The organism is Pseudomonas sp. E45-MNA-CIBAN-0222 (genome assembly GCF_040310405.1).
In the GTDB taxonomy this organism is placed as follows: domain Bacteria; phylum Pseudomonadota; class Gammaproteobacteria; order Pseudomonadales; family Pseudomonadaceae; genus Stutzerimonas; species Stutzerimonas stutzeri_AC.
In genome coordinates, this window is sequence record NZ_JBEOPU010000004.1 from 261,824 (window position 1) to 285,034 (window position 23,211).

At 64.9% G+C, this 23,211-nt stretch carries 19 protein-coding genes; 12 read left to right on the forward strand and 7 right to left on the reverse strand.

The genetic code is table 11. The features are described from left to right. The first annotated feature begins 16 nt into the window (after window positions 1-16). Both glsB and AAEZ08_RS08360 read left to right on the forward strand, forming a co-directional pair. Complete coding sequence (gene glsB, locus AAEZ08_RS08355; protein ID WP_003284050.1) at window positions 17-925, forward strand: glutaminase B; 909 nt, start codon at window positions 17-19, stop codon at window positions 923-925. A 52-nt stretch (window positions 926-977) separates the two neighbouring features. Beyond that, window positions 978-1,676 carry a carbonic anhydrase gene (locus AAEZ08_RS08360; protein WP_003284048.1) on the forward strand — a complete coding sequence of 233 codons (699 nt, stop codon included), beginning with the start codon at window positions 978-980 and terminating at the stop codon, window positions 1,674-1,676. A 54-nt stretch (window positions 1,677-1,730) separates the two neighbouring features. Here AAEZ08_RS08360 and AAEZ08_RS08365 read toward each other — a convergent pair whose 3' ends face one another. The 3 genes from AAEZ08_RS08365 to AAEZ08_RS08375 all read right to left on the reverse strand — a co-directional run bounded on the left by AAEZ08_RS08365 (window position 1,731) and on the right by AAEZ08_RS08375 (window position 5,163). Then, window positions 1,731-2,540: a substrate-binding periplasmic protein gene (locus tag AAEZ08_RS08365; RefSeq protein WP_003284047.1), complete on the reverse strand. Its 810-nt coding sequence runs from the start codon at window positions 2,538-2,540 to the stop codon at window positions 1,731-1,733. Window positions 2,541-2,661: 121 nt separating this feature from the next. Beyond that, on the reverse strand, window positions 2,662-3,645 hold the full coding sequence (locus tag AAEZ08_RS08370; RefSeq protein ID WP_003284045.1) for an asparaginase: 984 nt from the start codon (window positions 3,643-3,645) through the stop codon (window positions 2,662-2,664). A 96-nt stretch (window positions 3,646-3,741) separates the two neighbouring features. Further along, on the reverse strand, window positions 3,742-5,163 hold the full coding sequence (locus AAEZ08_RS08375; protein WP_102820316.1) for an alanine/glycine:cation symporter family protein: 1,422 nt from the start codon (window positions 5,161-5,163) through the stop codon (window positions 3,742-3,744). Between the two features lie 169 nt (window positions 5,164-5,332). Between AAEZ08_RS08375 and AAEZ08_RS08380 the strand changes: the two genes are divergently transcribed. Further along, window positions 5,333-6,160, forward strand: coding sequence for a helix-turn-helix domain-containing protein (locus AAEZ08_RS08380; RefSeq protein ID WP_500124077.1), 828 nt, complete (start codon window positions 5,333-5,335; stop codon window positions 6,158-6,160). Between the two features lie 9 nt (window positions 6,161-6,169). Here the strand turns inward: AAEZ08_RS08380 and AAEZ08_RS08385 are convergent, their stop codons facing one another. Together AAEZ08_RS08385 and AAEZ08_RS08390 are read right to left on the reverse strand one after the other, a co-directional pair. Beyond that, the gene (locus tag AAEZ08_RS08385) at window positions 6,170-7,429 is read right to left on the reverse strand and encodes a dicarboxylate/amino acid:cation symporter (protein WP_500124078.1); all 1,260 of its coding nucleotides are present in this window, start codon (window positions 7,427-7,429) and stop codon (window positions 6,170-6,172) included. Between the two features lie 90 nt (window positions 7,430-7,519). Further along, window positions 7,520-8,944 (reverse strand): aspartate ammonia-lyase, encoded by a 1,425-nt coding sequence (locus AAEZ08_RS08390; RefSeq protein WP_500124079.1) that lies wholly within the window; start codon window positions 8,942-8,944, stop codon window positions 7,520-7,522. A 163-nt stretch (window positions 8,945-9,107) separates the two neighbouring features. On the opposite strand from AAEZ08_RS08390, the gene AAEZ08_RS08395 reads away from it, so the two are divergent. The 9 genes from AAEZ08_RS08395 (at window position 9,108) to AAEZ08_RS08435 (ending at window position 21,130) form a co-directional block, all read left to right on the forward strand. Then, the gene (locus tag AAEZ08_RS08395; RefSeq protein ID WP_003284038.1) at window positions 9,108-10,013 is read left to right on the forward strand and encodes a LysR substrate-binding domain-containing protein; all 906 of its coding nucleotides are present in this window, start codon (window positions 9,108-9,110) and stop codon (window positions 10,011-10,013) included. A gap of 137 nt (window positions 10,014-10,150) precedes the next feature. Continuing rightward, a complete protein-coding gene (locus AAEZ08_RS08400) occupies window positions 10,151-12,919 on the forward strand; it encodes an AMP-binding protein (RefSeq protein ID WP_500124080.1) in 2,769 nt (922 codons plus the stop codon). A 67-nt stretch (window positions 12,920-12,986) separates the two neighbouring features. Further along, window positions 12,987-14,909 carry a bifunctional sugar phosphate isomerase/epimerase/4-hydroxyphenylpyruvate dioxygenase family protein gene (locus AAEZ08_RS08405; protein ID WP_500124081.1) on the forward strand — a complete coding sequence of 641 codons (1,923 nt, stop codon included), beginning with the start codon at window positions 12,987-12,989 and terminating at the stop codon, window positions 14,907-14,909. Window positions 14,910-15,188: 279 nt separating this feature from the next. Further along, a complete protein-coding gene (locus AAEZ08_RS08410) occupies window positions 15,189-17,681 on the forward strand; it encodes a sensor histidine kinase (RefSeq protein ID WP_500124082.1) in 2,493 nt (830 codons plus the stop codon). A gap of 157 nt (window positions 17,682-17,838) precedes the next feature. Beyond that, on the forward strand, window positions 17,839-18,327 hold the full coding sequence (gene purE / locus AAEZ08_RS08415; protein WP_014822018.1) for a 5-(carboxyamino)imidazole ribonucleotide mutase: 489 nt from the start codon (window positions 17,839-17,841) through the stop codon (window positions 18,325-18,327). A 104-nt stretch (window positions 18,328-18,431) separates the two neighbouring features. Beyond that, window positions 18,432-19,517, forward strand: a complete 1,086-nt coding sequence (locus AAEZ08_RS08420) for a 5-(carboxyamino)imidazole ribonucleotide synthase (protein ID WP_023445445.1) — start codon at window positions 18,432-18,434, stop codon at window positions 19,515-19,517. An 85-nt stretch (window positions 19,518-19,602) separates the two neighbouring features. After that, window positions 19,603-19,854 carry a GlsB/YeaQ/YmgE family stress response membrane protein gene (locus tag AAEZ08_RS08425; RefSeq protein WP_003297756.1) on the forward strand — a complete coding sequence of 84 codons (252 nt, stop codon included), beginning with the start codon at window positions 19,603-19,605 and terminating at the stop codon, window positions 19,852-19,854. A 51-nt stretch (window positions 19,855-19,905) separates the two neighbouring features. Beyond that, the gene (locus tag AAEZ08_RS08430) at window positions 19,906-20,442 is read left to right on the forward strand and encodes a DUF3299 domain-containing protein (protein WP_278398992.1); all 537 of its coding nucleotides are present in this window, start codon (window positions 19,906-19,908) and stop codon (window positions 20,440-20,442) included. Between the two features lie 10 nt (window positions 20,443-20,452). Next, window positions 20,453-21,130 carry a uracil-DNA glycosylase family protein gene (locus AAEZ08_RS08435; RefSeq protein ID WP_500124083.1) on the forward strand — a complete coding sequence of 226 codons (678 nt, stop codon included), beginning with the start codon at window positions 20,453-20,455 and terminating at the stop codon, window positions 21,128-21,130. Here AAEZ08_RS08435 and AAEZ08_RS08440 read toward each other — a convergent pair. Together AAEZ08_RS08440 and AAEZ08_RS08445 are read right to left on the reverse strand one after the other, a co-directional pair. Next, the gene (locus tag AAEZ08_RS08440; RefSeq protein WP_500124084.1) at window positions 21,120-22,109 is read right to left on the reverse strand and encodes a 2-hydroxyacid dehydrogenase; all 990 of its coding nucleotides are present in this window, start codon (window positions 22,107-22,109) and stop codon (window positions 21,120-21,122) included. The genes AAEZ08_RS08435 and AAEZ08_RS08440 overlap by 11 nt on opposite strands. A 95-nt stretch (window positions 22,110-22,204) precedes the next feature. Next, window positions 22,205-23,209 (reverse strand): sulfate/molybdate ABC transporter ATP-binding protein, encoded by a 1,005-nt coding sequence (locus AAEZ08_RS08445; RefSeq protein ID WP_003284028.1) that lies wholly within the window; start codon window positions 23,207-23,209, stop codon window positions 22,205-22,207. Between the last annotated feature and the right edge of the window lie 2 nt (window positions 23,210-23,211).

The window sequence follows — 23,211 nt, forward strand, 5'->3', positions numbered from 1 at the left end:
CTTCCATGGGACTTGCATGCAAAACCTGTTGAGCGAAATCCTCGATGAGGTCCGACCGTTACTCGGTCGGGGCAAGGTGGCGGATTACATCCCCGCGCTGGCGGACGTTCCGGCCGATCAGCTGGGCATCGCGGTCTGCAGTGCTGATGGCGAGCTTTACCAGGCCGGCGATGCCACGACACCGTTCTCGATCCAGAGCATTTCCAAGGTGTTCAGCCTGGTGCAGGCAATTCAGCATGGTGGCGAGACCCTCTGGGAGCGGTTGGGGCATGAGCCTTCCGGGCAGCCGTTCAACTCGCTGGTGCAGCTGGAATTCGAGCGTGGCCGACCGCGCAATCCGTTCATCAACGCCGGTGCGTTGGTGATCTGCGATATCAATCAGTCGCGCTTCGCGGTGCCTGCGCTGTCGATGCGTGATTTGGTTCGGCATCTGTCGGGCAATCCGCTGATCGTCTCCGACAGTCGGGTTGCGGAATCGGAGTACCAGCACAGGGCACGCAATGCGGCGATGGCGTATCTGATGCAGTCCTTCGGCAACTTCCACAACGATGTCGAAGCGGTTTTGCGCAGTTATTTTCACCACTGTGCGCTACGCATGAACTGCGTCGACCTTGCCCGCGCGTTTGCCTTTCTCGCTCGTGATGGCGTCTGCCCGCAGAGCGACGAGGTGGTGCTTTCTCCGCGTCAGAGCAAGCAGGTCAACGCCATCATGGCCACCAGCGGCCTGTACGACGAGGCCGGCAACTTCGCTTATCGGGTCGGGCTGCCCGGCAAGAGCGGGGTTGGCGGAGGTATCGTTGCGGTTGTGCCAGGGCGTTTCACCGTCTGCGTCTGGTCACCGGAGCTCAATGCCGCAGGCAACTCGTTGATTGGCATGGCTGCCCTTGAGGCATTGTCGCAGCGTATCGGCTGGTCCATTTTCTGAAGCGTCGCTGCGGCGGCGCCTACCCTTCAAATTCCTCTGGAGAGAACTGAGCATGAATGACGACAAGACGAGCGAAACCGCCCAAGAGGCCCTCGAGCACATCGTCTCAGGCGTCAAACGCTTCCGCGAAGAGGTCTATCCCCAGCAGCGCGAACTGTTCGAAAAACTGGCCTACGAACAGACGCCGCGGGCCATGTTCATTACCTGTGCCGACTCACGGATCATCCCGGAGTTGATCACCCAGAGCTCGCCCGGCGACCTGTTCGTTACCCGTAACGTCGGCAACGTGGTGCCGCCCTACGGACAGATGAACGGCGGCGTGTCGACCGCCATCGAGTTCGCCGTGATGGCACTTGGCGTGCAGCACATCATTGTCTGTGGCCACTCCGATTGTGGCGCGATGAAGGCGGTGCTCAACCCGGCTCAGCTGGAGCGCATGCCGACGGTCAAGGGCTGGCTGCGCCACGCCGAGGTGGCGAAGATCGTCGTCGAGCAGAACTGCGGCTGCGCCGACCACAATACCCTTGGCATCCTTACCGAGGAAAACGTCGTGGCTCAGCTCGATCATCTGCGCACCCATCCCTCGGTGGCCGCGCGGCTGGCCAGTGGTCAGCTGTTCATCCACGGCTGGGTATACAACATCGGTACCAGCGAAATCCGCGCTTACGATGCCGAGAAGGGTGAGTTCCGCCTGATCGGTGACGGCCCGCTGCCGATGGCCACGCCGCGGGCGCGCTATCAGGTAGGTTGAAGTCCGCCCGGTGACGCATGCCGGTGCCCTTGGCATGGCTAAGGACGCGATGGCTCAGCGGTTGCCGGCCAGTGTCTTGCCGCGCTCCTGGATCAGGTAACACAGGTCCGGGGTCTTGCTGCAGCCGGCGTAGCCTTCGGCAATCACTTCGTCGAGAGCCTTCTGCAGACGCTTTACGACCTCGTCTGGAGTATCAGGGCTCAGCGCCAGATACAGCGGCTCGCTGCGATAGCTCAGCGCTATGCGCAGCTGGCTTTCGTCGACGCCCTGCTGCCGTACGTAATGGCGCCAAACCGGATCGGCCACCGCCCACAGGTCGATGCGCCCGGTCAGCAGTTTGCGCAGATTCTCCGCGTCGTTGAGGCTGTTGCTGGGGGTGATGCCCTGGCTTTCCAGATACAGGCTGACGCTGCCATTGGCATGACTGCCGATCTGGTAGTCCTTGGCCTGTGCCAGGCTGTCGAGCTTCAGGCCACTGGCAGCCGGCGCCAGCAGCACGCTGGCGTGATGGGCCAACGGCCCGACCCACTTGAACTGTGCGGCGTTCTGCAGCGTGCGCGCCACTGAGAACAAGCCGTGGGCGGATTGCTGCTGGGTCTGCTCGTAGAGCCGGTTCCAGGGGCCTCGAAGGGTCAGGTTGTAGGCAATACCGGCGCGGTGAAAGATGTCACGCACGGTGTCGGCATCAATACCTTGGACATCGTCGCCGCGGGCGAAGCCCTTGCCGTTGGGGCCCATGTTGAACGGCGGGAAGCTGTCGGTTTGCAGGGTGATCTGGTAGTTGGCGGGCAGTTCGGCATGGGCGGTGCATGCAGCGCTGATGAGCAGGGCGAACAGCGCCCCGGCAGTTGGGAATCTGGCCATGGCATCGGCTCCTTGACGCTTTTTTTGTTGTTGGCGTGAGCAAGGGTAGCGGTGCTGCAGGCACATCGCCAGCCGGCGACGCTGCCCTGCGGGGCAGCGCGCATTTATGCCGGTGTCGTTTTCAGTCGGCCATTTCTCCGCACAGATCACGGCAGAACCAATGCTCCACCTCGGCGTGGTCGAGGCCGGCGGCGAGCAGGGCAAACAGCTTGCCCAGCGCTGCCTCGCGGGTCATGCCGCCGCCGGAGACGAGGCCGGCATCACGCAAGCCGCTGCCGGTGGCATAGACGTCGAAGTCGATATGGCCGCCCGGGCACTGGCTGATCGCTGCCAGCACCACGCCCTGTCGGTGTGCCGTGCGCAGCGCCTGGATGAAGTCGACGTCGTTCACCGGGCCGGTGCCGCTGCCATAGCATTCGAGCAGCAGCGCCTGAGCGCCACTGGCCACCAGTGCCTGGACTTGCGCGGCACCGACGCCGGGGTACAGCGGCAATATCGCGACCTCGGCCGGGCGCTGCGGCAGCAGTGCCGGTGGGCGATCTTTGCTTGCTTCGGCCTGGCGTTTGCGAGGCGCCTCGGCAAAGGCGTCGAAGGCATCGCTGCGCAGCTTGCTGACCCGCGCGCCGTGCAGCAGCACGCCGTTGAAGAACAGTTGCACGCCTTGCACCTGACCGGCCTGCAGCGCGCGCATGGCACCGAACAGGTTGGGCCAGGCATCGCTGCCCTCGCTTCCCGCGGGCAGCATGGCGCCGGTGAGCAGCACCGGTATCTCAAGATCGAGCAGCAGGAATGACAGCGCCGCCGCGCTGTAGGCCAGGGTATCGGTGCCATGTAGCAGCAGCACCGCATCGCAATCCCCCTGCGCCACGGCCTCGCGGATGGCCGTCGCCATCTGCAGCCAATGGGCCGGCTGCATGTTGGCGCTGTCCAGCAGCGGTTGCAGTTCGCAGAAGGTCCAGGCAGGTAGCGGCGTTAGCTCCGATGCCTGCTGCGCTTGCAGCCGGGCTTCGAAACCGGACGCCGGCATCAGCCCGGCGGCGCTCTGTTGCATGCCGATGGTGCCGCCGGTGTAGAGCACCAGCAGACGTTCGATTGATTCGTTCACGCGCACACCTCGCTCAGTCGGCGCAGGCCATCAGAAAAATGGGGCGGATGGTGCCAGCCCCTCAGCACAGGGGCTGGCCGGTCGCGTCGCGAGCGTTTAGCGGCGCTCGGTGGTCTCTGGCGTGGCAGGCATGTTTGCCTTCCAGACGGCGGGATCGAGATCCAGATCGGCGAAGTCTTTCGGGTCGAGCACGGGCTGCTCGATGCCGGCGCGGATCTGGCGATCGTAGTCGCGCATCAGGCGCAGGCCGACCTTGAACAGCAGGGCCACGGCGATCAGGTTGGCGATGGCCAGCAGACCCATGGTCACGTCGGCGAAGGCGAATACGGTGCCCAGATCCTGCACCGAGCCCCAGAGTACGAGGATGATTACCAGAATGCGGTAGATCACCACCGGCATGCGCTTCTCGGTGAAGAAGCCCAGCGCGTTCTCGCCCAGGTAGTAGTTGTAGATCAGCGTGGTGAAGACGAACAGCAAGAGCGCGATGCTGATGAACACACGGCCCCACTCACCGACTACGGCGGCAACGGCAGTCTGGGTAAGCACTACGCCGGCCTGGTCCATGCCCGGCTCGTAAACCCCCGAGAGCAGGATGATCAGCGCGGTGCAGCTGCACAGGATGATGGTGTCGATGAACACCGAGAGCGACTGCACGATGCCCTGGGCCACCGGGTGCTTGACCTCGGCGACGGCTGCGACGTTGGGCGCACTGCCCAGGCCCGCTTCGTTGGAGAACAGCCCGCGCTTGACGCCCATCAGGATCGCCGCGCCGATGCCGCCAGCGAATGCCTGCTCCAGGCCAAAGGCGCTACGGAAGATCAGGCCGAAGGTTTCCGGAATCGCGCTGAAATTACTGCCGATGACGAACAGCGCCATGGCCAGATAGGAGAACGCCATGACCGGCACCAGCACGTCGGCCCACTTGGCGATACGGCGGATGCCGCCGAAGATGATGCCGCCGATGACCAGGGTCAGCGCGATGCCGCTGGCTACGGTCGGTACGCCGAAGGTGTCGTGCAGGGAACTGGCGACGGTGAACGACTGTACGGCATTGAAGCCGAAGCCGAAGGTCATCAGCAGCAGGATCGATACCACGATGCCCAGCCAGCGCTGGCCGAGGCCGTGCTGGATGTAGAAGGCCGGGCCGCCGCGGTAGGTGCCGTCTGGTTCGCGACGCTTGTACAGCTGTGCCAGCGAGCACTCGAAGTAGCTGGTCGCCATGCCCACCAGCGCCACCACCCACATCCAGAAGATCGCGCCCGGGCCACCGAGCATGATCGCTACCGAGACGCCGGCGATGTTGCCCGCGCCGACGCGGCCGGCAACCGAGAGCATCAGGGCCTGGAAGGAAGAAAGCTGTCCCGGTTGACGCTCGAAAGCATGGCCGAAGATCGTGAACATGTTGCCGAAATAGCGGAACTGGACAAAGCCGGAGCGGATGGTAAAGAGCAGACCGAGGCCGATCAGCATGACGATCAGCAGCTTGCTCCAAATGAGGTCGTTTAGAAGGTCGAGCATGGCAATGTTCACCTTGTTGTCGTTGTTTGAGTGCCGGCGCACGCCGCTGCGCCGTGCAAGCGGGGGATGTTTCAACAGTGTGGCGTGTAGGGCAATTTCGCGGTTGGCCGCGATGTGACGCAACCTGATGCTAGAATGGCTGCACTCGCGCCAATCTCCAGGGGCAGCCGTGACCTCCCATCTCGCCGAAAATCTCAAGTTGCTCTGCAGTCATTACCGTTCGATTGCCGAGGTGTGCCGCAAGCTGGCCATCAATCGAGCGCAGTTCAACAAGTACCTGGGTGGGCAAAGCCGGCCGACGCCGTTCAATCTCAAGCGCATCGGCGACTTCTTCGGAGTCGAGGGCTACGAGCTGGAAATGCCGCCGGAACAGTTCGCCCGGCTGGTCGGCGCGCGCCATCCAGAGGCGCAGGCGGTGCCGCGTACCGATCCACTGCTGGCGTTGCTGCAGCCGCTTCGCGAGCACGCCACCAGCTTGGCGCGCTATTGCGGCTACTACTTCGAATACGCCAACTGCATGTCGGTACCGGGCAGCATCCTCATCTCGCTGGTGCACCTGCGTGAAGAAAACGGCCTGTACCTGTTCGAGCGTCAGGAGCGCCAGGAGCGCCAGGAGCGTGCCAACCCCACCCTTGGCCAGGCCGAGGACTGGGTGCGTTGTCGCTACCTCGGCGCCGCGTTCGGCCTGCAGGACCGGCTGTTTCTGATCGACTACGAGTCGCTGACGCTCAACGAGATGAGCCAGACCATCCTCATTCCCAGCTTCAAGAGCCGCATCACCCGCCTCAACGGCCTTAAGACCGGCGTTTCCTCGGGCGACCGGCGCACGCCGGCGTGCACCTCGGTGGTGTGGGAATACCTGGGCCGCGAGATCAACCGGGTCAGTGCCTATCGCCAGGTGATGCTCTACAGCCCGGACGACCCGCGCATTGACCCGGAAATCCGTGAGCGGCTGGCGACGCCGCATCTGGAGAACGGCCTGTTCGGCATCGAGTGACACGCGCCTTCACTCCTTGTTGCTGCTGTCGTAGATCGCGCGGTCGAGTTCCTGTTCGCTGCGACCGACCAGCGTGGTGGTCATCAGGTCGCCGGCGACGTTCACCGTGGTGCGGGCCATGTCGAGGATGCGGTCGATGCCGGCGATCAGCGCCACGCCTTCGAGCGGCAGGCCGGCGGCGGTGAGCACCAGCCCGAGCATGATCAGCCCGGCGCCGGGAATGCCGGCGGTACCGATGGAGGCCAGCGTCGCGGTGAGGATGATCATCGCGTACTGCCCGGCACTGAGGTCGATGCCAAAGGCCTGGGCGATGAACAGTGCGAGCACGCCCTGATAGATCGCCGTGCCGTCCATGTTGATGGTCGCGCCCACCGGCAACACGAAGCCCGCTACACCCTCGGATACACCGAGATTCTTGCGCGCACATTCGATGGACACCGGCAGCGTGCCGGAGCTGCTTGAGGTACTGAAGGCCACCGCCAGCGCCGGGGCGATGCCCTGGAAGAAGCGCAGCGGGTTGAGCCGCGCCAGCAGGCCGAGCAGGCCGCCGTAGACCAGCAGTACATGGGTGATGCTGGCCAGGTAGATCACGCCGATCACGCCCGCCAGCGGCAGCAGTACTTCAGCACCATGGCTGCCGACCACGCCGGCGGTCAGGGCGAAGACGCCAATCGGCGCGACGCGCATCACCAGATCGGTGAGCTTGTAGAAACTCTCGGCCAGCGCATCGAACAGGCGCACCGCCGGCGCGCCGCGCTCGCCGATCAGGTTGATGCTGACGCCCAGGGCGATGGCGAAGACGATGATCTGCAGGATGTTGCCCTCGGCGAAGGCGGTGACCGGGTTGGCCGGCACCAGGCCGACCAGAATCGACACCAGCGAGGGCGCCTGCTTGGCCTGTTCGTTGCCACTGGCGACCATGTTCATCCCTTCGCCGGGGCTGAACAGCGCGCCGAACAGCAGGCCGATGCTGACCGCGAAGGCAGTGGTCACCAGATAGATGACGATGGTCTTCAGACTGATGCGGCCGAGCTTGGCGCTGTCCTGCATCGAGGTTATGCCGGCCACCAGCGAAACGAACACCAGCGGCACGATGAGCATCTTGATCGCATTGAGAAACAGCGTGCCGATCGGTGCCAGCAGCTGCGCGTCTGCGCCAAAGGCCATTCCGGCGGCGACGCCGAGGGCCAGGCCGATGAGGATCTGCTGCCAGAGCGGCAGGCGGACGAGCAGGCGCAGGGGAGCGGAGAGGGTCGTACTCTGAGTCATGGGTTTTCCTGTTGTTTTTATTGTGCGAACGAGCCGGGCTGGTGGCTCGTAAAGCGAACGCCCGGCATGGGTGCCGGGCGCTTGGGACGGTCACACCACCAGCGGTGCTAGGCGTGGCGCGATCATGTTTTCCGGGCGCAGGATCTCGGCGAGCATGGCGTCGTCGAGCAAGCGCTCCTCGCGCACCAGCTCCAGCACACTGCGGCCGCCGAGCAGCGCCTCACGAGCCAGGCGGGTGCTGTTGTCGTAGCCGATGTAGGGATTCAGCGCGGTGATCAGGCCGATGGAGCTTTCCATCAGCTCGCGGCAACGCGCTTCGTTGGCGGTGATGCCTTCGATGCAATGCTCGCGCAGCATGTCCATGGCGCGCTGCAGCAGGCGGATCGAATCGAACAACTTGTAGGCGATCAGCGGCTCCATGACGTTGAGCTGCAGCTGTCCGCCTTCAGCGGCCATGGTCAGCGCCAGGTCGTTGCCGATCACTTCGAAAGCGACCTGGTTGACCGCCTCGGGGATCACCGGATTGACCTTGCCCGGCATGATCGAGCTGCCCGGCTGGCGCGGCGGCAGATTGATTTCGTTGAAGCCGGTGCGCGGGCCGCTGGAGAGCAGGCGCAGGTCGTTGCAGATCTTCGACAGTTTCACCGCCAGGCGCTTGAGCATGCCAGAGAACAGCACGAACGAGCCCATGTCCGAGGTGGCTTCGATCAGGTCGGCGGCCTGGCGCAGCGGCTGGCCGCTGATCTGGGCCAGACGCTGCACGGCGATCGACTGGTAGCGCGGGTCGGCATTGATGCCCGTACCGATCGCGGTGCCGCCGAGGTTGACCTCAAGCAGCAGCTCCGGGGCGAAGCCGCGCAAGTGATGCAGATCCTCGCCGAGGGTGGTGGCGAAGGCGTGGAATTCTTGGCCCAGGGTCATGGGCACGGCGTCCTGCAGCTGGGTGCGGCCCATCTTCAGCACGTGGGCGAAGGCATGGCCCTTGCCGGTCAGCGACTGGCAGAGGCTCTCCAGGCTAGCGAGCAGGGTGTCGTGGCCGAGCAAGAGGCCCAGGCGAATCGCCGTTGGATAGGCGTCGTTGGTGGACTGCGCCATGTTCACGTCGTTGTTCGGGTGCAGGTACTGATACTCGCCCTTGGCGTGGCCCATCGCTTCCAGGCCAAGGTTGGCGATCACCTCGTTGGCATTCATGTTGGTCGAAGTGCCGGCGCCGCCCTGGATCATGTCCACCACGAACTGCTCGTGGTACTCACCGCGAATCAACCGGGCGCAGCCCTGACTGATCGCCACGTGCTTGGTCTCGGGCAGGTAGCCCAGCTCACGGTTGGCATCTGCCGCTGCCTGCTTGACCATCGCCAGGGCGACGATCAGTTTCGGGTAATGCGCCAACGGCACGCCGGAGAGGCGGAAGTTGTGCAATGCGCGCAGGGTCTGGATGCCGTAGTAGGCGTCGGAAGGAACGGGAAGGGTGCCAAGCAGGTCTTTTTCGACTCGCGATGATGCAACTTCGGACATGATGGTAATGTGGCTTCGGTAGGCGCAGGCAGTGCTGCAGTGCGCCTAAAATAAGGCTTTCAGGTATTTGGCGGCCAATGCCGTTGCCGGCTGGGCTATGCCGGAACGGCATAATGTTGGTGTGACTTCTCGCCCGCCGCCATCGTATCGAGGGGATCTTTAGATGAATCTGGAAACCAAGTGGCTGGAGGATTTCATCGCTCTGGCAGCGACCCGCAGCTTTTCCCAGGCGGCACAACGCCGTTTCGTCACGCAGCCGGCCTTCAGTCGTCGGATACGCTCTTTGGAAGAGGCGCTCGGCCTGCAGCTGATCAACCGTTCGCGCACGCCGATCGAGCTGACCGAAGCCGGCCAGCTGTTCCTCGTAAGTGCGCGCAACATGGTCGAGCAGCTCGGCGAAGTGGTGCGCCATCTGCATCACGTCGAAGGCCAGCAGGGCGAGGTGCTGCAGATTTCTGCGGCGCACTCGCTGGCGCTGGGCTTCTTCCCGGCGTGGATCGCCGGCCTGCGCCACGACGGGTTGAACATCGCCACCCGACTGATCGCCACCAACGTCGGCGAAGCCGTGCATGTGCTGCGCGAGGGCGGTTGCGACCTGATCCTCGCCTACTACGACCCGGATGCCGCGCTGCAGCTCGACCCGGAGCTGTTCCCCTCGCTGCACCTGGGGCGCACCGAAATGCTCCCGGTCTGCGCGGCGGGCGTTGACGGCGTGCCGCTGTACGACGTCGATAGCGGCCAGACCGTGCCGCTGCTGGCCTACAGCGCCGGTGCTTTCCTCGGCCGCTCGGTGAACCTGCTGCTGCGCCAGCGCGCGCTGCGCTCGACCACCGTCTACGAGACGGCCATGGCCGACAGCCTTAAGAGCATGGCCCTGCAGGGGCTCGGCATCGCCTGGGTGCCGCGGTTGAGCGTCGAGCCGGAGCTGCAGCGCGGGGAGTTGGCCATCTGCGGCAGCGAGCAATGGAGAGTGCCGCTGGAAATCCGCCTGTATCGCTGTTCGCTGATGCGCAAGGGGGCGGTGCGCCTGCTCTGGCGGCGGCTGGAGAGCCGCATGACCGATGGGTAACGACAGAAGGGTGAGGCGGTGATCTAAAGCGCCTGAGCATCCAATTGAGCGCATCAAGCGGCTATCTGCACACATTTTGTTGCGTCGCTCCGGGCAACTTTTAGCGGCGGCACTGTCTTAGCTGAGCAATCCGTGCCATGGCCAGGCCGGACTTTAGCCAAGGACAGACAGCCGTGACCCAAGACTCCGACTCCGCCGTGCCCCCTGTGGGCTCGGCCTTTGCTGTGCCCGACTCGGCGACCATCAGCATCGAGCCCATCACTCTGTATGCCACGCTGACGCGCATTGCACGTGGCGCGCCCGCTCAACCGGCGGTGCTTTCGACTCGCTTCGCGCCGCTGGACTATCGCGGCCTGCAGCAGATGATCGAACAGACCCGTCGCCAGTTGCGTCAGGCCGGCTTTGGCCGTGATGCGCGGATCGGCGTATTGCTGCCTGAAGCCCCGCAGGCTGCAGTGGCGATCATCGCCATCGCTTGTTCCGCAGTTGCCGTGCCGCTCGATCCACGTCTTGGCCCGGCTGAGCTTGATCAGTTTCTTCAGCAGCTGCCGCTCGACGCCCTCCTGATCGGCAGCGATGTCGATCAGCATGGCCGGGCGGCCGCCGAGCGCCATGGACTGACTCTAATCAGCGCCGAAGCGGCCGAAGATGGCACGCCGGCGCTGTTGCTCGACATGCCAGTCGCCGCGCAACCGGCCGCCGACGAGCTGCCGCTGCCTGACGCTCCGGCATTCATTCTGCGCAGCTCCGGCACCACCGCACTGCCCAAGCTGATTCCCTTCACTCATCGCAACATGCTGACCGCTGCGCGCAAATGGCAGCGCTGGTTCGGCCTGGATGCCGGCGACCGCTGCCTGTGCGTGTCGGCGCCTTATTACTCCCACGGGCTGAAGGTCACCATCCTCACGCCGCTGCTCACCGGCGGCATCGTCGCTTTTCCGCTCAGTCCGGCGGTGGTGGACCTGCACGAGTGGTTCGAAGCCCTGCGCCCGACCTGGTATTCGGCCGGCCCGGCGCTGCACCGCGCGATTCTCGAGGCCGCCACCACCCATCCCGAAGGTCTCGGTGCGCACCGACCGCGCTTTGCCTCTTCTGGCGGCGCGCCGTTGGGGCAGGACATCATCGATGCCTTCGAGCAGACCATGGGCTTCCCGCTGCTGGAGCATTACGGTTCCAGCGAAGCAGCGCAGATCGCCGTCAATACCCCTGCTGAGCGCAAGAGCGGCAGCGTAGGCCGGCCGTGGCCGGAAACGCTGAGCATCGTCGATGAGGAAGGCCTGCCGGTGCCGACCGGCCAGCGTGGCGAAATCCGTGTGCGCGGCGCAACGGTCATGCCCGGTTATCTCGGCGATCCCGCGCTGAATGATGTGCTGCGTGACGGCTGGTTCCACACCGGCGACATCGGCAGTCTTGACGAGGGCGGCTTTCTCTACCTGCACGGACGCCTGCGCGAAGTCATCAACCGCGGTGGCGAAAAGGTCAGCCTGCCGGAAGTCGACGCCGCTTTGCTGCGCCATCCGGCGGTGGCGGACGCCGCCGCATTCGCCGTGCCGCATCCGCGCCTCGGGCAGGACGTAGCCGCGGCGGTTGTGCTGCATCCGCAGATGAGCGTCTCGCCCAACGAACTGCAGAACTTCTTGCGCGGTGAGCTGGTGTATTTCAAGGTGCCGCGCCGCGTACAGGTCATCGACGCCTTGCCGCGCGGGCTGACGGGCAAGGTGCTGCGGCATCACCTGGCGGATGCGTATGTCGAGCAGCGCAGCGAGCGAGCCCGGCAGGCTGGCGCCAGTGAGGCTGCCTCGCCGCTTGAGCAGGAAGTACTTGCACTCTGGCGCCGCCTGCTGAAAACCGAAGCGGTAGGCCCGCAGGACAACTTTCTCGATTGCGGCGGCGATTCGCTGCTGGCCACCGAGATGCTGACCGAACTAGAGCAGATGCTCGGCCGGGTGATTCCCGAGTCGGTACTGGTGGAGGCCGAGACCGCACGTGAGCTGGCCGAACGCCTGGAAAATCTCGCCAACCACGTCATACCGGTCATCGATTTCAACGCGCAGCCAGGGCGTACGGCGCTGTTCTGGTTCCACGGCGATTTCGCTCATGGCGGTTACTACATCCGCCGCCTGGCCAGGCTGCTCGGCCCACAACAGCCGCTGACCGCCATCGCACCGCACGGCATGGGCGACGAGGCGATTCCTGCATCGGTGCAGCAGATGGCCCGCGAGCGCCTGCCGTTGATTCTCGAGCGTCAGCCCAAAGGGCCATATCGCATTGGCGGCTACTGCAACGGCGCGCTGGTCGCCTTCGAAGCGGCTCGCCTGCTCATCGAATCCGGGCACAGCGTGGAAATTGTCGCGCTGATCGATCCGCCCACCGCCAATGTTCGGCCCTGGTCGCGGGCCATTCTGCGCACCCTCGACTGCGTGTTGCCGGATAGCTACCTCGCCCGTGCTTACGAAGCGCTGAGTCGCTTCGGTGAAACCAGCAAATGGCCCTATCCCAAGCGCCTCGCCAACCTGGCGTGGAAACTCACTCATCGCAGTGCGCGCATGGTTCAGCAGCGATTGGCCAGCGACGTGCCGCCGCCGCCCACGGCGCGTGATCGCGAGGTGCGTGTGCGCTTCCTGCAGTACTCGCTGGTGATGGCTCGCTACCTGCCGCAGCGTATCGATGCGCCGGTGGTGTACTTCTCCGCTGATTACACCAGCCGGGCCTGGCGGAACATGGGCGCGAGCTTCGAAAGCTACGACGTGCTCGGCGGCCATCACCGTTGCGTCAAGGACTACACCGCCTCCATCGCTACGCCGCTGCGCGCGCTGCTGGAGGATTCGGCTGCGGCAATGCCTGGTCAGAGCGGCTTGATGTTGCCGCTGACCGAGCCGGGCGAGCGCGATGGCCTGGTGCCCTGATCATGCCCGCGTCGATCCCCGTGCTGCCGCGCAGCATCCCGAGTCACCCGGTAACAGGAGTAACCGCATGAAACGTTCGATCGCCACCGTGTCGCTGAGCGGCACCCTGCCGGAGAAGCTGGAGGCCGCCGCGGCGGCTGGATTCGATGGCGTCGAGCTGTTCGAGAACGACCTGCTCTATCACTCCGGCAGCCCGCAGGACATCCGCCGCCTGTGCGAGGACCTGGGCATTGCCGTCACGCTGTTCCAGCCGTTCCGCGATTTCGAGGGCTGCCCGCGTGCGCGGGTGCAGCGCAATCTCGATCGCGCCGAGCGCAAGTTCGACCTGATGCACGAGCTGGGTGTCGACCTGATGCTGCTCTGCAGCAACGTCCAGGCCGATGCGCTGGGCGACAACGAGACGCTGGTGGGTGACCTCGGCCAGATCGCCGAGCGCGCCGGCGCACGCGGGCTGCGCGTGGGTTACGAGGCGCTGGCCTGGGGCCGCCACGTGAAGACTTGGCGGCAGGTCTGGTCCTTGGTGCAGCAGGTCGATCATCCCGCGCTCGGGGTGATTCTCGACAGTTTTCATACGCTGGCGCTGGGCGACGACCCGAGCGGCATCATCGATATCCCGGGCGAGCGGATCTTCTTCGTGCAGCTTGCCGACGCGCCGTTGCTGGCCATGGACGTGCTGGAATGGAGCCGGCATTTCCGCTGCTTCCCTGGTCAGGGCGGATTCGACCTGGCGAGTTTTCTCGCACCGGTGCTGCAGGCCGGCTACAGCGGCCCGCTGTCGCTGGAAGTGTTCAATGATGGCTTCCGTGCTGCGCCGCCGCGCGGGATCGCCGCAGATGGTTTGCGTGCGCTTAGGCATCTGGAAGAAAAGACCGGGCAACGTCTGAGTGCCTCGGTCAAATCTCCGCTGGTGCAGACGCTGTTCTCACCACCTCCGGCACCACGCTACCAAGGCATTGATTTCCTCGAGTTCGCGGTGGACGAGCCGCATGCCGTGCGTCTGGGTAGCTGGCTGCAGCGTCTTGGCTTTGCTCATGTCGGGCAGCATCGGTCGAAGGATGTGCAGCTGTTTCGCCAGGGTGAGATCAATATCGTGCTCAACGCCGAGCCCTATTCGTTTGCCCATAACTATTTCGAGGCGCATGGACCGTCGGTGTGCGCCATGGCACTGAAGATCGACGAAGAGAGCCCTGCGCTGGCTCGTGCCTGTGCCTTTGGCGGGCAGCCCTATCGCGGCCTGATCGGGCCGAACGAGCGGCAGATTCCGGCCGTGCGCGCGCCGGACGGCAGCCTGATCTATCTGCTCGAGTCCGGCGCGCCAGGGCAGAGCAACTACGACATCGACTTTCGCCTGCATGCGGTCGGCCCGAAAGATGCGGGCTTGCAGCGTATCGATCACATGGCTACCGCGCTGCCGGCCGAAAGCCTGGCCAGCTGGGTGCTGTTCTATCGCAGCCTGTTCGATTTCGAGGCCGACAACGAGCTGCTGCTGCCCGATCCCTATGGGCTGATGAAGTGCCGCGCCATGCGTAGCCCCTGCGGTCGTGTCCGGCTGCCGCTGAACACCTCGCAGGATCGCGACACCGTGATCGCCCAGGCGCTGTCCAGTTATCGTGGCGCCGGGGTGCACCACGTGGCGTTCGCCTGCGACGACATCTTCGCCGAGGTCGCCCGGGCGCAGGCGGCCGGGGTGCCGTTGCTGGAAATCCCGCGCAACTACTACGACGATCTGGCGGCGCGGTTCGATTTCGACGACGCGCTGCTCGCTGAGCTGGCGCGCTACAACGTGCTCTACGACCGCGATGCCGAGGGTGGCGAGCTGTTCCACGTCTACACCGAACCGTTCGAAGGTCGCTTCTTCTTCGAGATCCTGCAGCGCTGCAATGGCTACACCGGCTACGGCACCGCCAATGTCGCGGTGCGCCTGGCGGCGATGGCCAAGCAATGCCGCCGCTCGGCTCCCAGCGCCACCAGCGTCGCCAGCGCCTGCTGAAACGACGGCGAACTCGACCGCCAGGCTCCAGTGGCCTGTTTGGTAAGTTCAGTTGGTCAATTTCGGTGCCCATGGCCCCCGATACTGCATTGCTGCTCCTTGCCATAGCCCAGCTATGACTCGTCGCAGCGCCTTGTCTCGGACCCATGTTCATCCGAACTTGCCTCAACCAACTCACCGCGCAGGCCACTAGCTCGACGCCGCGAGCGCGATGGTATGATCACGGCCTCGCCGCGCCTACTGCTGATTATTCGCCTTGCGCGGCCGCTGGAGCCCATCGTGCCCACCTCAAAGCCAATCGGCCTGCGTCAATGGATCTGGCGGGCCTTCGTGCGCAGCGCGCTCATCCCACTGGTGCTGGTGGAGACTGCGCTGATCGCGATCTATCTGCTGACCAACAACGCCATTCGCGACGCTCAGGTCGAGCATCTGCGCGAAACCGCGCTCAACGACCTGCAGGCGGCGGTAAGTCTCGAGTCGCGTCTGATCAGCGAGCAGCTCAGCCAGGTCAGCTCCCTGACCCAGTTGTATCGCAATCTCACCGCGCAGGCGCTGCAGAGCGAAGCGCCGCAGCAGACGCCCAATCTGGCCCTGAGCGACGACGGGGTGCGCTACAGCCCAAGCGACGACGGCGGCGCCGCCGTGTTCTATTCCAACGCCACTGCCCCCGAGCGGCATGATCTGCAGAAGATCGCCAGGCTGCGGCAGCTGGAGCCGCTGATGAAGGAGATCGAGGCGCGCAACCCGCTGGTCGCCAGCCTCTATTTCAACAGCTGGGATAGCTTCAACCATATCTATCCGTGGTTCTTCACGCTCGATCAGTACCCGGCGGACATGGATATCCCCAAGTACAACTTCTATTACCTGGCAGACGCAAAGCACAACCCGTCGCGCGGCGTAGTGTGGACCGATGTCTACCTCGACCCGGCCGGGCACGGCTGGATGATGTCGGCGACCGCGCCGGTGTACCGCGGCGATTTTCTAGAAGGCGTGGTCGGCATCGACATCACCGTCAGCGGCATCCTCGAGCAGATCGGCCAGGTGCAGGTGCCCTGGGGTGGCTACGCCATGCTGGTCAGCGATGATCTGTCGATCATGGCGCTGCCCGAACCTGGCGAAGCGGATTTCGGCCTGGCCGAGCTGACCGAGCATTCCTATCTTGATGCCATCCGCCGCGAGGTGTTCAAGCCGGAGGATTTCCAGCTCGATCGCCGCCCGGAAACCGCTGAGCTCGCCGCGGCGATCTCCGGGGCCAGCAGCGGCGTACAGCAGGTGATGCTTGGCGGCCGGCCGCAGCTGGTGGCCTGGACCACTGTGGCGCAGACCGGCTGGCACCTGCTGGCGGTGGTCGATGAGGCCGCGATATTTCGCCAAACCAATGCCCTGGCGAGCCGTTATCAGCAGATCGGCTATCTGCTGATCGCCGGGTTGGTGCTGTTCTATATCGGTTTCTTCGCCCTCATGTGGCTGCGCGCACGCCAGCTCAGCGGCGCGCTGCTGACGCCCATCGCCGGCATCTCGCGGATGCTCGGCGAGATTGGCGTCGGCCGCTGGCAGCCGCAGCCGGCCGAGTCGCAGATCCGCGAGCTGGACGAAATGTGCCGTCACACCCAGGACATCGGTAGCCGCCTGGCCTATAGCGAGTCCGAGCGCTGGGAGGCGCAACGACGACTGGAACTGGTGCTGGAAAGCGCAACCGAGAGCCTCTGGGAATATGACATGCCCAACCACCGGCTGCGTATACGCGGCGGTATGGGGACGCGCTTCGGCCTGCCGTCGGGGCAGCTCAGCGATAGCGAGTTCCGTCGCCGTATCCACCCCGACGACTTGCCGCAGGCGCTGGCGCAGATCGAACGCGTCAGCCGCGGGCTGCAGCAGCGCTACGAGGCCGAATACCGCTTCGCCGATACCCAGGGCCACTACCACTGGCTGCTCAGCCGCGGGCGTGTGCTTGAACATGATCCGGATACTGGCGTGGCGAAGATACTCGCCGGTACTCATGTGGATATCGACGCGCTGAAGCGGGTCGAGGAAGAACTACGCGCGGCGACCCTGCAGGCCCAGGCTGCCAGCGAAGCGAAGGGTCGGCTGCTCTCGGGTATCAGCCATGAACTGCGCACGCCGCTCAATGCGATTCTCGGTTTCGCCCAGCTGATGCGCATGGACTGCGACGACGAGAGCCAATCCGAGGCGGCGGAATACCTCGACGAGATCCTGCTTGCCAGTCGCCATCTCAACCAGCTGCTGGGCGAGATTCTCGAGTGGTCCAGCCTGCAGAACGAACCGGCGCAGCTCGAACTGCAGGCGGTGGACGTCTGCAAACTGATGCGCGAGTGCGCCGAACTGGTCTCGCTCGAGGTTCAGCAACGCGGCCTGCATCTGCAATTGCAGTTGCCGGATGAGCCACTGCAGGTGCTTGCCGAGCCGCGTCGGTTGCGCCAGGTGCTGCTCAACCTGCTGTCCAACGCGATGAAGTACAACGTTCCCGATGGCCACATCAGCTTACGTACCGAAACCAGCCCGGGGCATGTGCGGCTGTTGGTCGAGGATACGGGATTGGGCATCGAGCCCGCGCAGCAGGCGCAGGTGTTCGAACCCTTCCAGCGGCTCGGGCGCGAGAACAGCATGATCCAGGGCACCGGCATAGGGCTGTCGCTGTGCCTGGAGTTCGCCCGCCTGATGAACGGCCAGCTGGGACTGCACAGCGAACCTGGCGTCGGCAGCCGTTTCTGGATCGAGTTGCCCCGCCTGGCGCCTGCTGCGCTGCAGTAGCGCTGGTCGTGCGGGGTACTGGCTGGTCACGCCTTGCGCTATACTGCGCGGCTTTCGCGCGGGCGGCCAAGGTCGGTCCGCGAATGTCCAGGCCACGCTCTTTTGCGTGGTTTGTTGTTCTTGACGCGCCCGCGGGCGCCCAATGAGAGGCACGACGATGAGCGCACTGGTAGGCGTGATCATGGGCTCCAAGTCCGACTGGTCCACCCTGAGCCACACCGCCGACATGCTGGAAAAGCTGGGCATCCCCCATGAAGTGACGGTGGTGTCCGCCCATCGCACCCCGGACCTGCTCTTCCAGTACGCCGAACAGGCCGAAGCCCGCGGGTTGCGCGTGATCATCGCCGGCGCTGGCGGTGCCGCCCATCTGCCGGGCATGTGCGCCGCCAAGACGCACCTGCCGGTGCTCGGCGTGCCGGTGCAATCCTCGATGCTCTCCGGCGTCGATTCGCTGCTGTCCATCGTGCAGATGCCGGCGGGCGTGCCGGTCGCCACCCTGGCCATCGGCAAGGCCGGCGCGATCAACGCCGCGCTGCTGTCGGCGAGCATCCTCGGTCACGAGTTTCCCGAGTATCACCAGGCACTGAAGAAATTCCGCGACGAGCAGACCCAGACCGTTCTGGACAGCCCGGACCCACGCGTCTGAGCCGAGCCTGCCGGCGCGGCGACGCCCGCTGGCCGGTATAAACTTGCTTTCCTGCGCCGCGCGACGCGCGCGCTCGATCTGCCGCCTACTGAAGGGCCGTTGATATGAAAATTGGTGTGATCGGTGGCGGCCAGCTGGGCCGCATGCTGGCCCTGGCGGGCACTCCGCTGGGCATGAGCTTCGCCTTCCTCGACCCGGCGCCGGACGCCTGCGCCCAGGCCCTCGGCGAGCACATCCGCGCCGACTACGACGACAAGGACCACCTGCGCCGGCTGGCCGACGAGGTGGATCTGGTGACCTTCGAGTTCGAGAGCGTGCCGGCCGAGACGGTGGCCTTCCTCTCGCAGTTCGTGCCGGTCTACCCGAGTGCCGAATCGCTGCGCATCGCCCGAGATCGCTGGTTCGAAAAATCCATGTTCAAGGACCTCGGCATTCCCACCCCGGACTTCGCCGACATCCAGTCCCAGGCCGATCTCGACGCCGCGGTGGCCAGCATCGGCCTGCCGGCGGTACTCAAGACCCGCACCCTGGGTTACGACGGCAAAGGTCAGAAGCTGTTGCGCAAGCCGGCGGATGTGAGCAATGCCTTCGCCGAGCTGGGCAGCGTGCCGTGCATCCTCGAGGGCTTCGTGCCGTTCACCGGCGAAGTCTCGCTGATCGCCGTGCGCGGGCGTGATGGCGAGACCTGTTTCTATCCGCTGGTACACAACAGCCACGAGAGCGGCATCCTGCGGCTGTCGGTGGCCAGCAGCAACCATCCGCTGCAGGCGCTGGCCGAGGACTACGTCGGTCGCGTGCTCAAGCAGCTCGACTATGTCGGCGTGCTGGCCTTCGAGTTCTTTGAGGTCGATGGCGGCCTGAAGGCCAACGAGATCGCCCCGCGCGTGCACAACTCCGGGCACTGGACCATCGAAGGCGCCGAGTGCAGCCAGTTCGAGAACCACCTGCGTGCCGTCGCCGGTCTGCCGCTGGGCTCGACCGCCAAGCTGGGCGAGAGCGCCATGCTCAACTTCATTGGTGAAGTGCCACCGGTGGAAAAGGTCATCGCCATCGAGGATTGCCATCTGCATCACTACGGCAAGGCCTTCAAGGTCGGACGCAAGGTTGGCCACGCCACCCTGCGCTGCCCCGATCGCGCCACCCTCGACCGGCAGATCACCGCCGTAGAGACGCTGATCCCGCATTCCTGACGCCCGGCCGTCAGGCTTCGGCGAACGGTGACAGAGCCCTCGGGTCCGATTGGTTACCCACCTTTCGGACCTCAGGAGCTTATCCATGGGCATCATCGGCACCATCATCATCGGCCTCATCGTTGGCCTCATCGCGCGTTTCCTCAAGCCCGGCGACGACAGCATGGGCTGGATCATGACCATCCTGCTCGGTATCGGCGGCTCGCTGCTGGCGACCTATGGCGGCCAGGCGCTCGGCCTGTACCAGGCGGGCGAAGGTGCGGGCTTTATCGGCGCGGTGGTCGGTGCGATCATCCTGCTGGTCATCTATGGCATGGTCACCAGCCGCAAACATTGATCCACCGGGGGCCGCGCCCAGTGGCCCCGTTCTCTCTCATGTAGTTGCCTTATGCGCACATTCGTCCTCTCGCTGCTCTGCTTTCTCGCACTTGTTTCCCACGCCCAGGCCACGCCGCCCGAACTCGACTGGCTCGAGCTGATGCCGCCCGAGGACCGCCAGGCGCTGGAGGAAATGCCCGAAATCGACCACTCGACGCCGGAAGATGCCGGCTTCAGCGATCAGGGCGGTCTGAAGCAGGACGCCGGGCTGCCGGCGGTGATGTACTCGGCCAAGACCGTCGCCGAACTGAATGGCCGCGAGATCCGTCTGGGCGGCTATCCGGTGCCGCTGGAGAGCGACGCGCGCGGGCGCAGCACCGAATTCTTCCTGGTGCCCTATCCGGGCGCCTGCATCCACGTACCGCCGCCGCCGCCGAACCAGATCGTGCTGGTGCGCTACCCCAAGGGCATCGCCCTTGAGGACATCTACGCCCCGCTGTGGGTCGACGGTCGCCTGCAGATCGAGCCGGTCAGCAACGAGCTGGCCGATGCCGCCTATGCACTGGAAGCGGCGGCAGTCGAACTGGTCGACGAAAGCGACCTCTGAGGCATCGGTCATGGCGCTGCCCACTGAACTCCGCCAGGCGCTACGGGACCTCGCCGCGCACACCGATGGCATCGATCTGCCGGTCTACCAGGCATTCGAACGTGATCCACAGGAGCCGATCATCGGGCTTGGCGAAGCCGATGCGGCTATCTGCTTCTTCGGACGCGACCCGGGCCGCGAAGAGATACGCCATGGCGAGCCCTTCATCGGCTCCGGCGGGCAGATCGTCCGCCGCGTGCTCTATCGCCATCTGCACGCAGCGGAGATGCCGGACTTCGATGCGGGGCGGGCGCTCGGGCCGCATTACTTCTGGATCAACACCGTGCCGTACAAGCCCATCGGCAACAAGGCCTGGTCCATGGCGGTGAAGCGCCGCTTCCAGCCGCTGATGCGCCAGTTGCTGATCGACAGCTGGCATGGCCGGCATATCGTCACTCTCGGTCGCGAGGCCTTTCTCTGGTTCGCCATCGACCAGCCGCGCGAGGCGCGCCAGCGCCTGGAGGCGTTCTGGCAGCGTGAGGATCGCTTTACGGCCAGCCTCGATATCGACCTGCAGGACGCGCAAGGCCACGCACGAACCTTCACCCTGCACCCGCTGCCGCACCCCTCACCGCTGAACCAGACCTGGTTCAAACGCTTCCCCGCGTTGCTGGAAGCGCGCCTGCGCCAGCTCGACGCTAGTCGCTGACCTGATTGGCGAGCTGTCCGGCCTGCCAGGCAGCGACGTTGCCCAGGGTGGTGCCGGCGATGGCTGCCAGCGCCTCCTCGGTGAGGAAGGCCTGGTGGGCGGTGACGATCACGTTGGGGAACGACAGCAGCCGCGCCAGCACATCGTCCTGCAGCGGCAGGCCGGAGTGATCCTCGAAGAACAGCCCGGCTTCTTCCTCGTAGACATCCAACCCCAGATAGCCGAGCTGGCCGCTCTTCAGCGCGCCGATCAGCGCCGGCGTGTCGATCAGCGCGCCGCGGCCGGTGTTGATCAGCATGGCGTGCGGTTTCATGGTTGCCAGGCTCTGCTGGTTGATCAGGTGACGGGTCTCTTCGGTGAGCGGGCAGTGCAGGCTGACGATATCGCTGCCGGCCAGTAGCTCGTCGATCGCCACGTAACGCATGCCGAGGCGCTCCAGCTCCGGGTTGGGGTAGGGGTCATAGAGCTGCACCTCGCAACCAAAACCGAGCATGATCCGTGCGAACACTGCGCCGATCTGCCCGCTGCCGACTACGCCGACGCGCTTGCCCACCAGATCAAAGCCGGTCAGTCCCTGTAGCGAGAAATTGCCTTCGCGGGTGCGGTTGAAGGCGCGCGGCAGTCGGCGATTGAGCGCCAGGATCAGCGCCACGGTGTGCTCGGCCACCGCGTGTGGCGAATAGGCCGGCACCCGTACCACCGGCAGGCCGAGGCGCTTCGCGCACGCCAGATCGACATGGTTGTAGCCGGCCGAACGCAAGGCGATCAGCTGCGTGCCGCCTGCGGCGAGCTTCTCCAGCACCGGCGCCGATAGCACATCATTGACGAACGGACAGACCACCTCGGCCCCGGCAGCCAGCGCGGCGGTGTCCGGGTCGAGGCGGGCTTCGAGAAAGTGCAGCTCGAAGCCATGGGCCTGATTGGCGGTCTCGAAACTGTCGCGGTCGTAGGGCTTGCTGCTGAACAGGGTGATGCGCATCAGGATGCCTCGCTGAAAAAGGGCGACTGCGCACAGGGTGCGGCAGTTACCTGCCCAGGCCAAGTCGCTTTCGTCGCCCGATGTGTTTCAGCAATTTAGCCTGGGTGCAGCTCCTGCAACGGTTTGATCGATTGGCCCTTGGGTTGGAAATACAGCGTCGCGCCGCGTTGCACACCTATGAGACTGGCGTGGTCGTTGCCGACCTCGGCCTCGATCGGCTCGGCCTGTCCGGCAACCTTGAGCGTGACCCGGGTCAGCGCACCAAGCGGGCGGATGTCGCGCACCTCGCCGGCCATGTGCTCGGCGGCGGCTTCACGACTCAGGGAAACCTCATGCGGGCGGAACAGCACACTACGTTCATCGTCCAGCTGCAGCCGATTGGCGTCGCCGAGAAAGTGGTAGACGAACTCGCTGGCGGGGTTGGCGTACACCTCCGCCGGCGTGCCGATCTGCTCGATCACCCCCTTGTTCATCACCACGATGCGGTCGGCGACTTCCATCGCTTCTTCCTGGTCATGGGTGACGAACACACTGGTCAGATGCACGTCCTCGTGCAGGCGGGCCAGCCAGCGGCGCAGTTCCTTGCGCACCTTGGCATCCAGCGCGCCGAACGGCTCATCGAGCAGCAACACCTTGGGCTCCACTGCCAGCGCGCGGGCCAGGGCAATGCGCTGGCGCTGGCCACCGGAGAGCTGTTCCGGGTAGCGGTCGGCCAGCCAGTCGAGCTGCACGAGGCCGAGCAGTTCGCGGACTTTTTCGGCGATGACCGCTTCGCTCGGGCGTTGCTTCTTGGGCTTCATGCGCAGGCCGAAGGCCACGTTGTCAAACACGGTCATATGGCGGAACAGGGCGTAATGCTGGAAGACGAAACCGACGTTGCGGTCGCGCACATCGCGGCTGGAAACGTCCTCGCCATGGAATACGATGTTGCCGCTGTCCGGCGTTTCCAGCCCGGCGATGATGCGCAGCAGGCTGGTCTTCCCGCAGCCGGACGGGCCGAGCAGGGCGACCAATTCGCCGCTCTGAATGTGCAGGTTGATTGCCTTCAACGCCTGGAACTGGCCGAAGCGCTTGTTGATGTTGCTGATTTCGATCGACATGG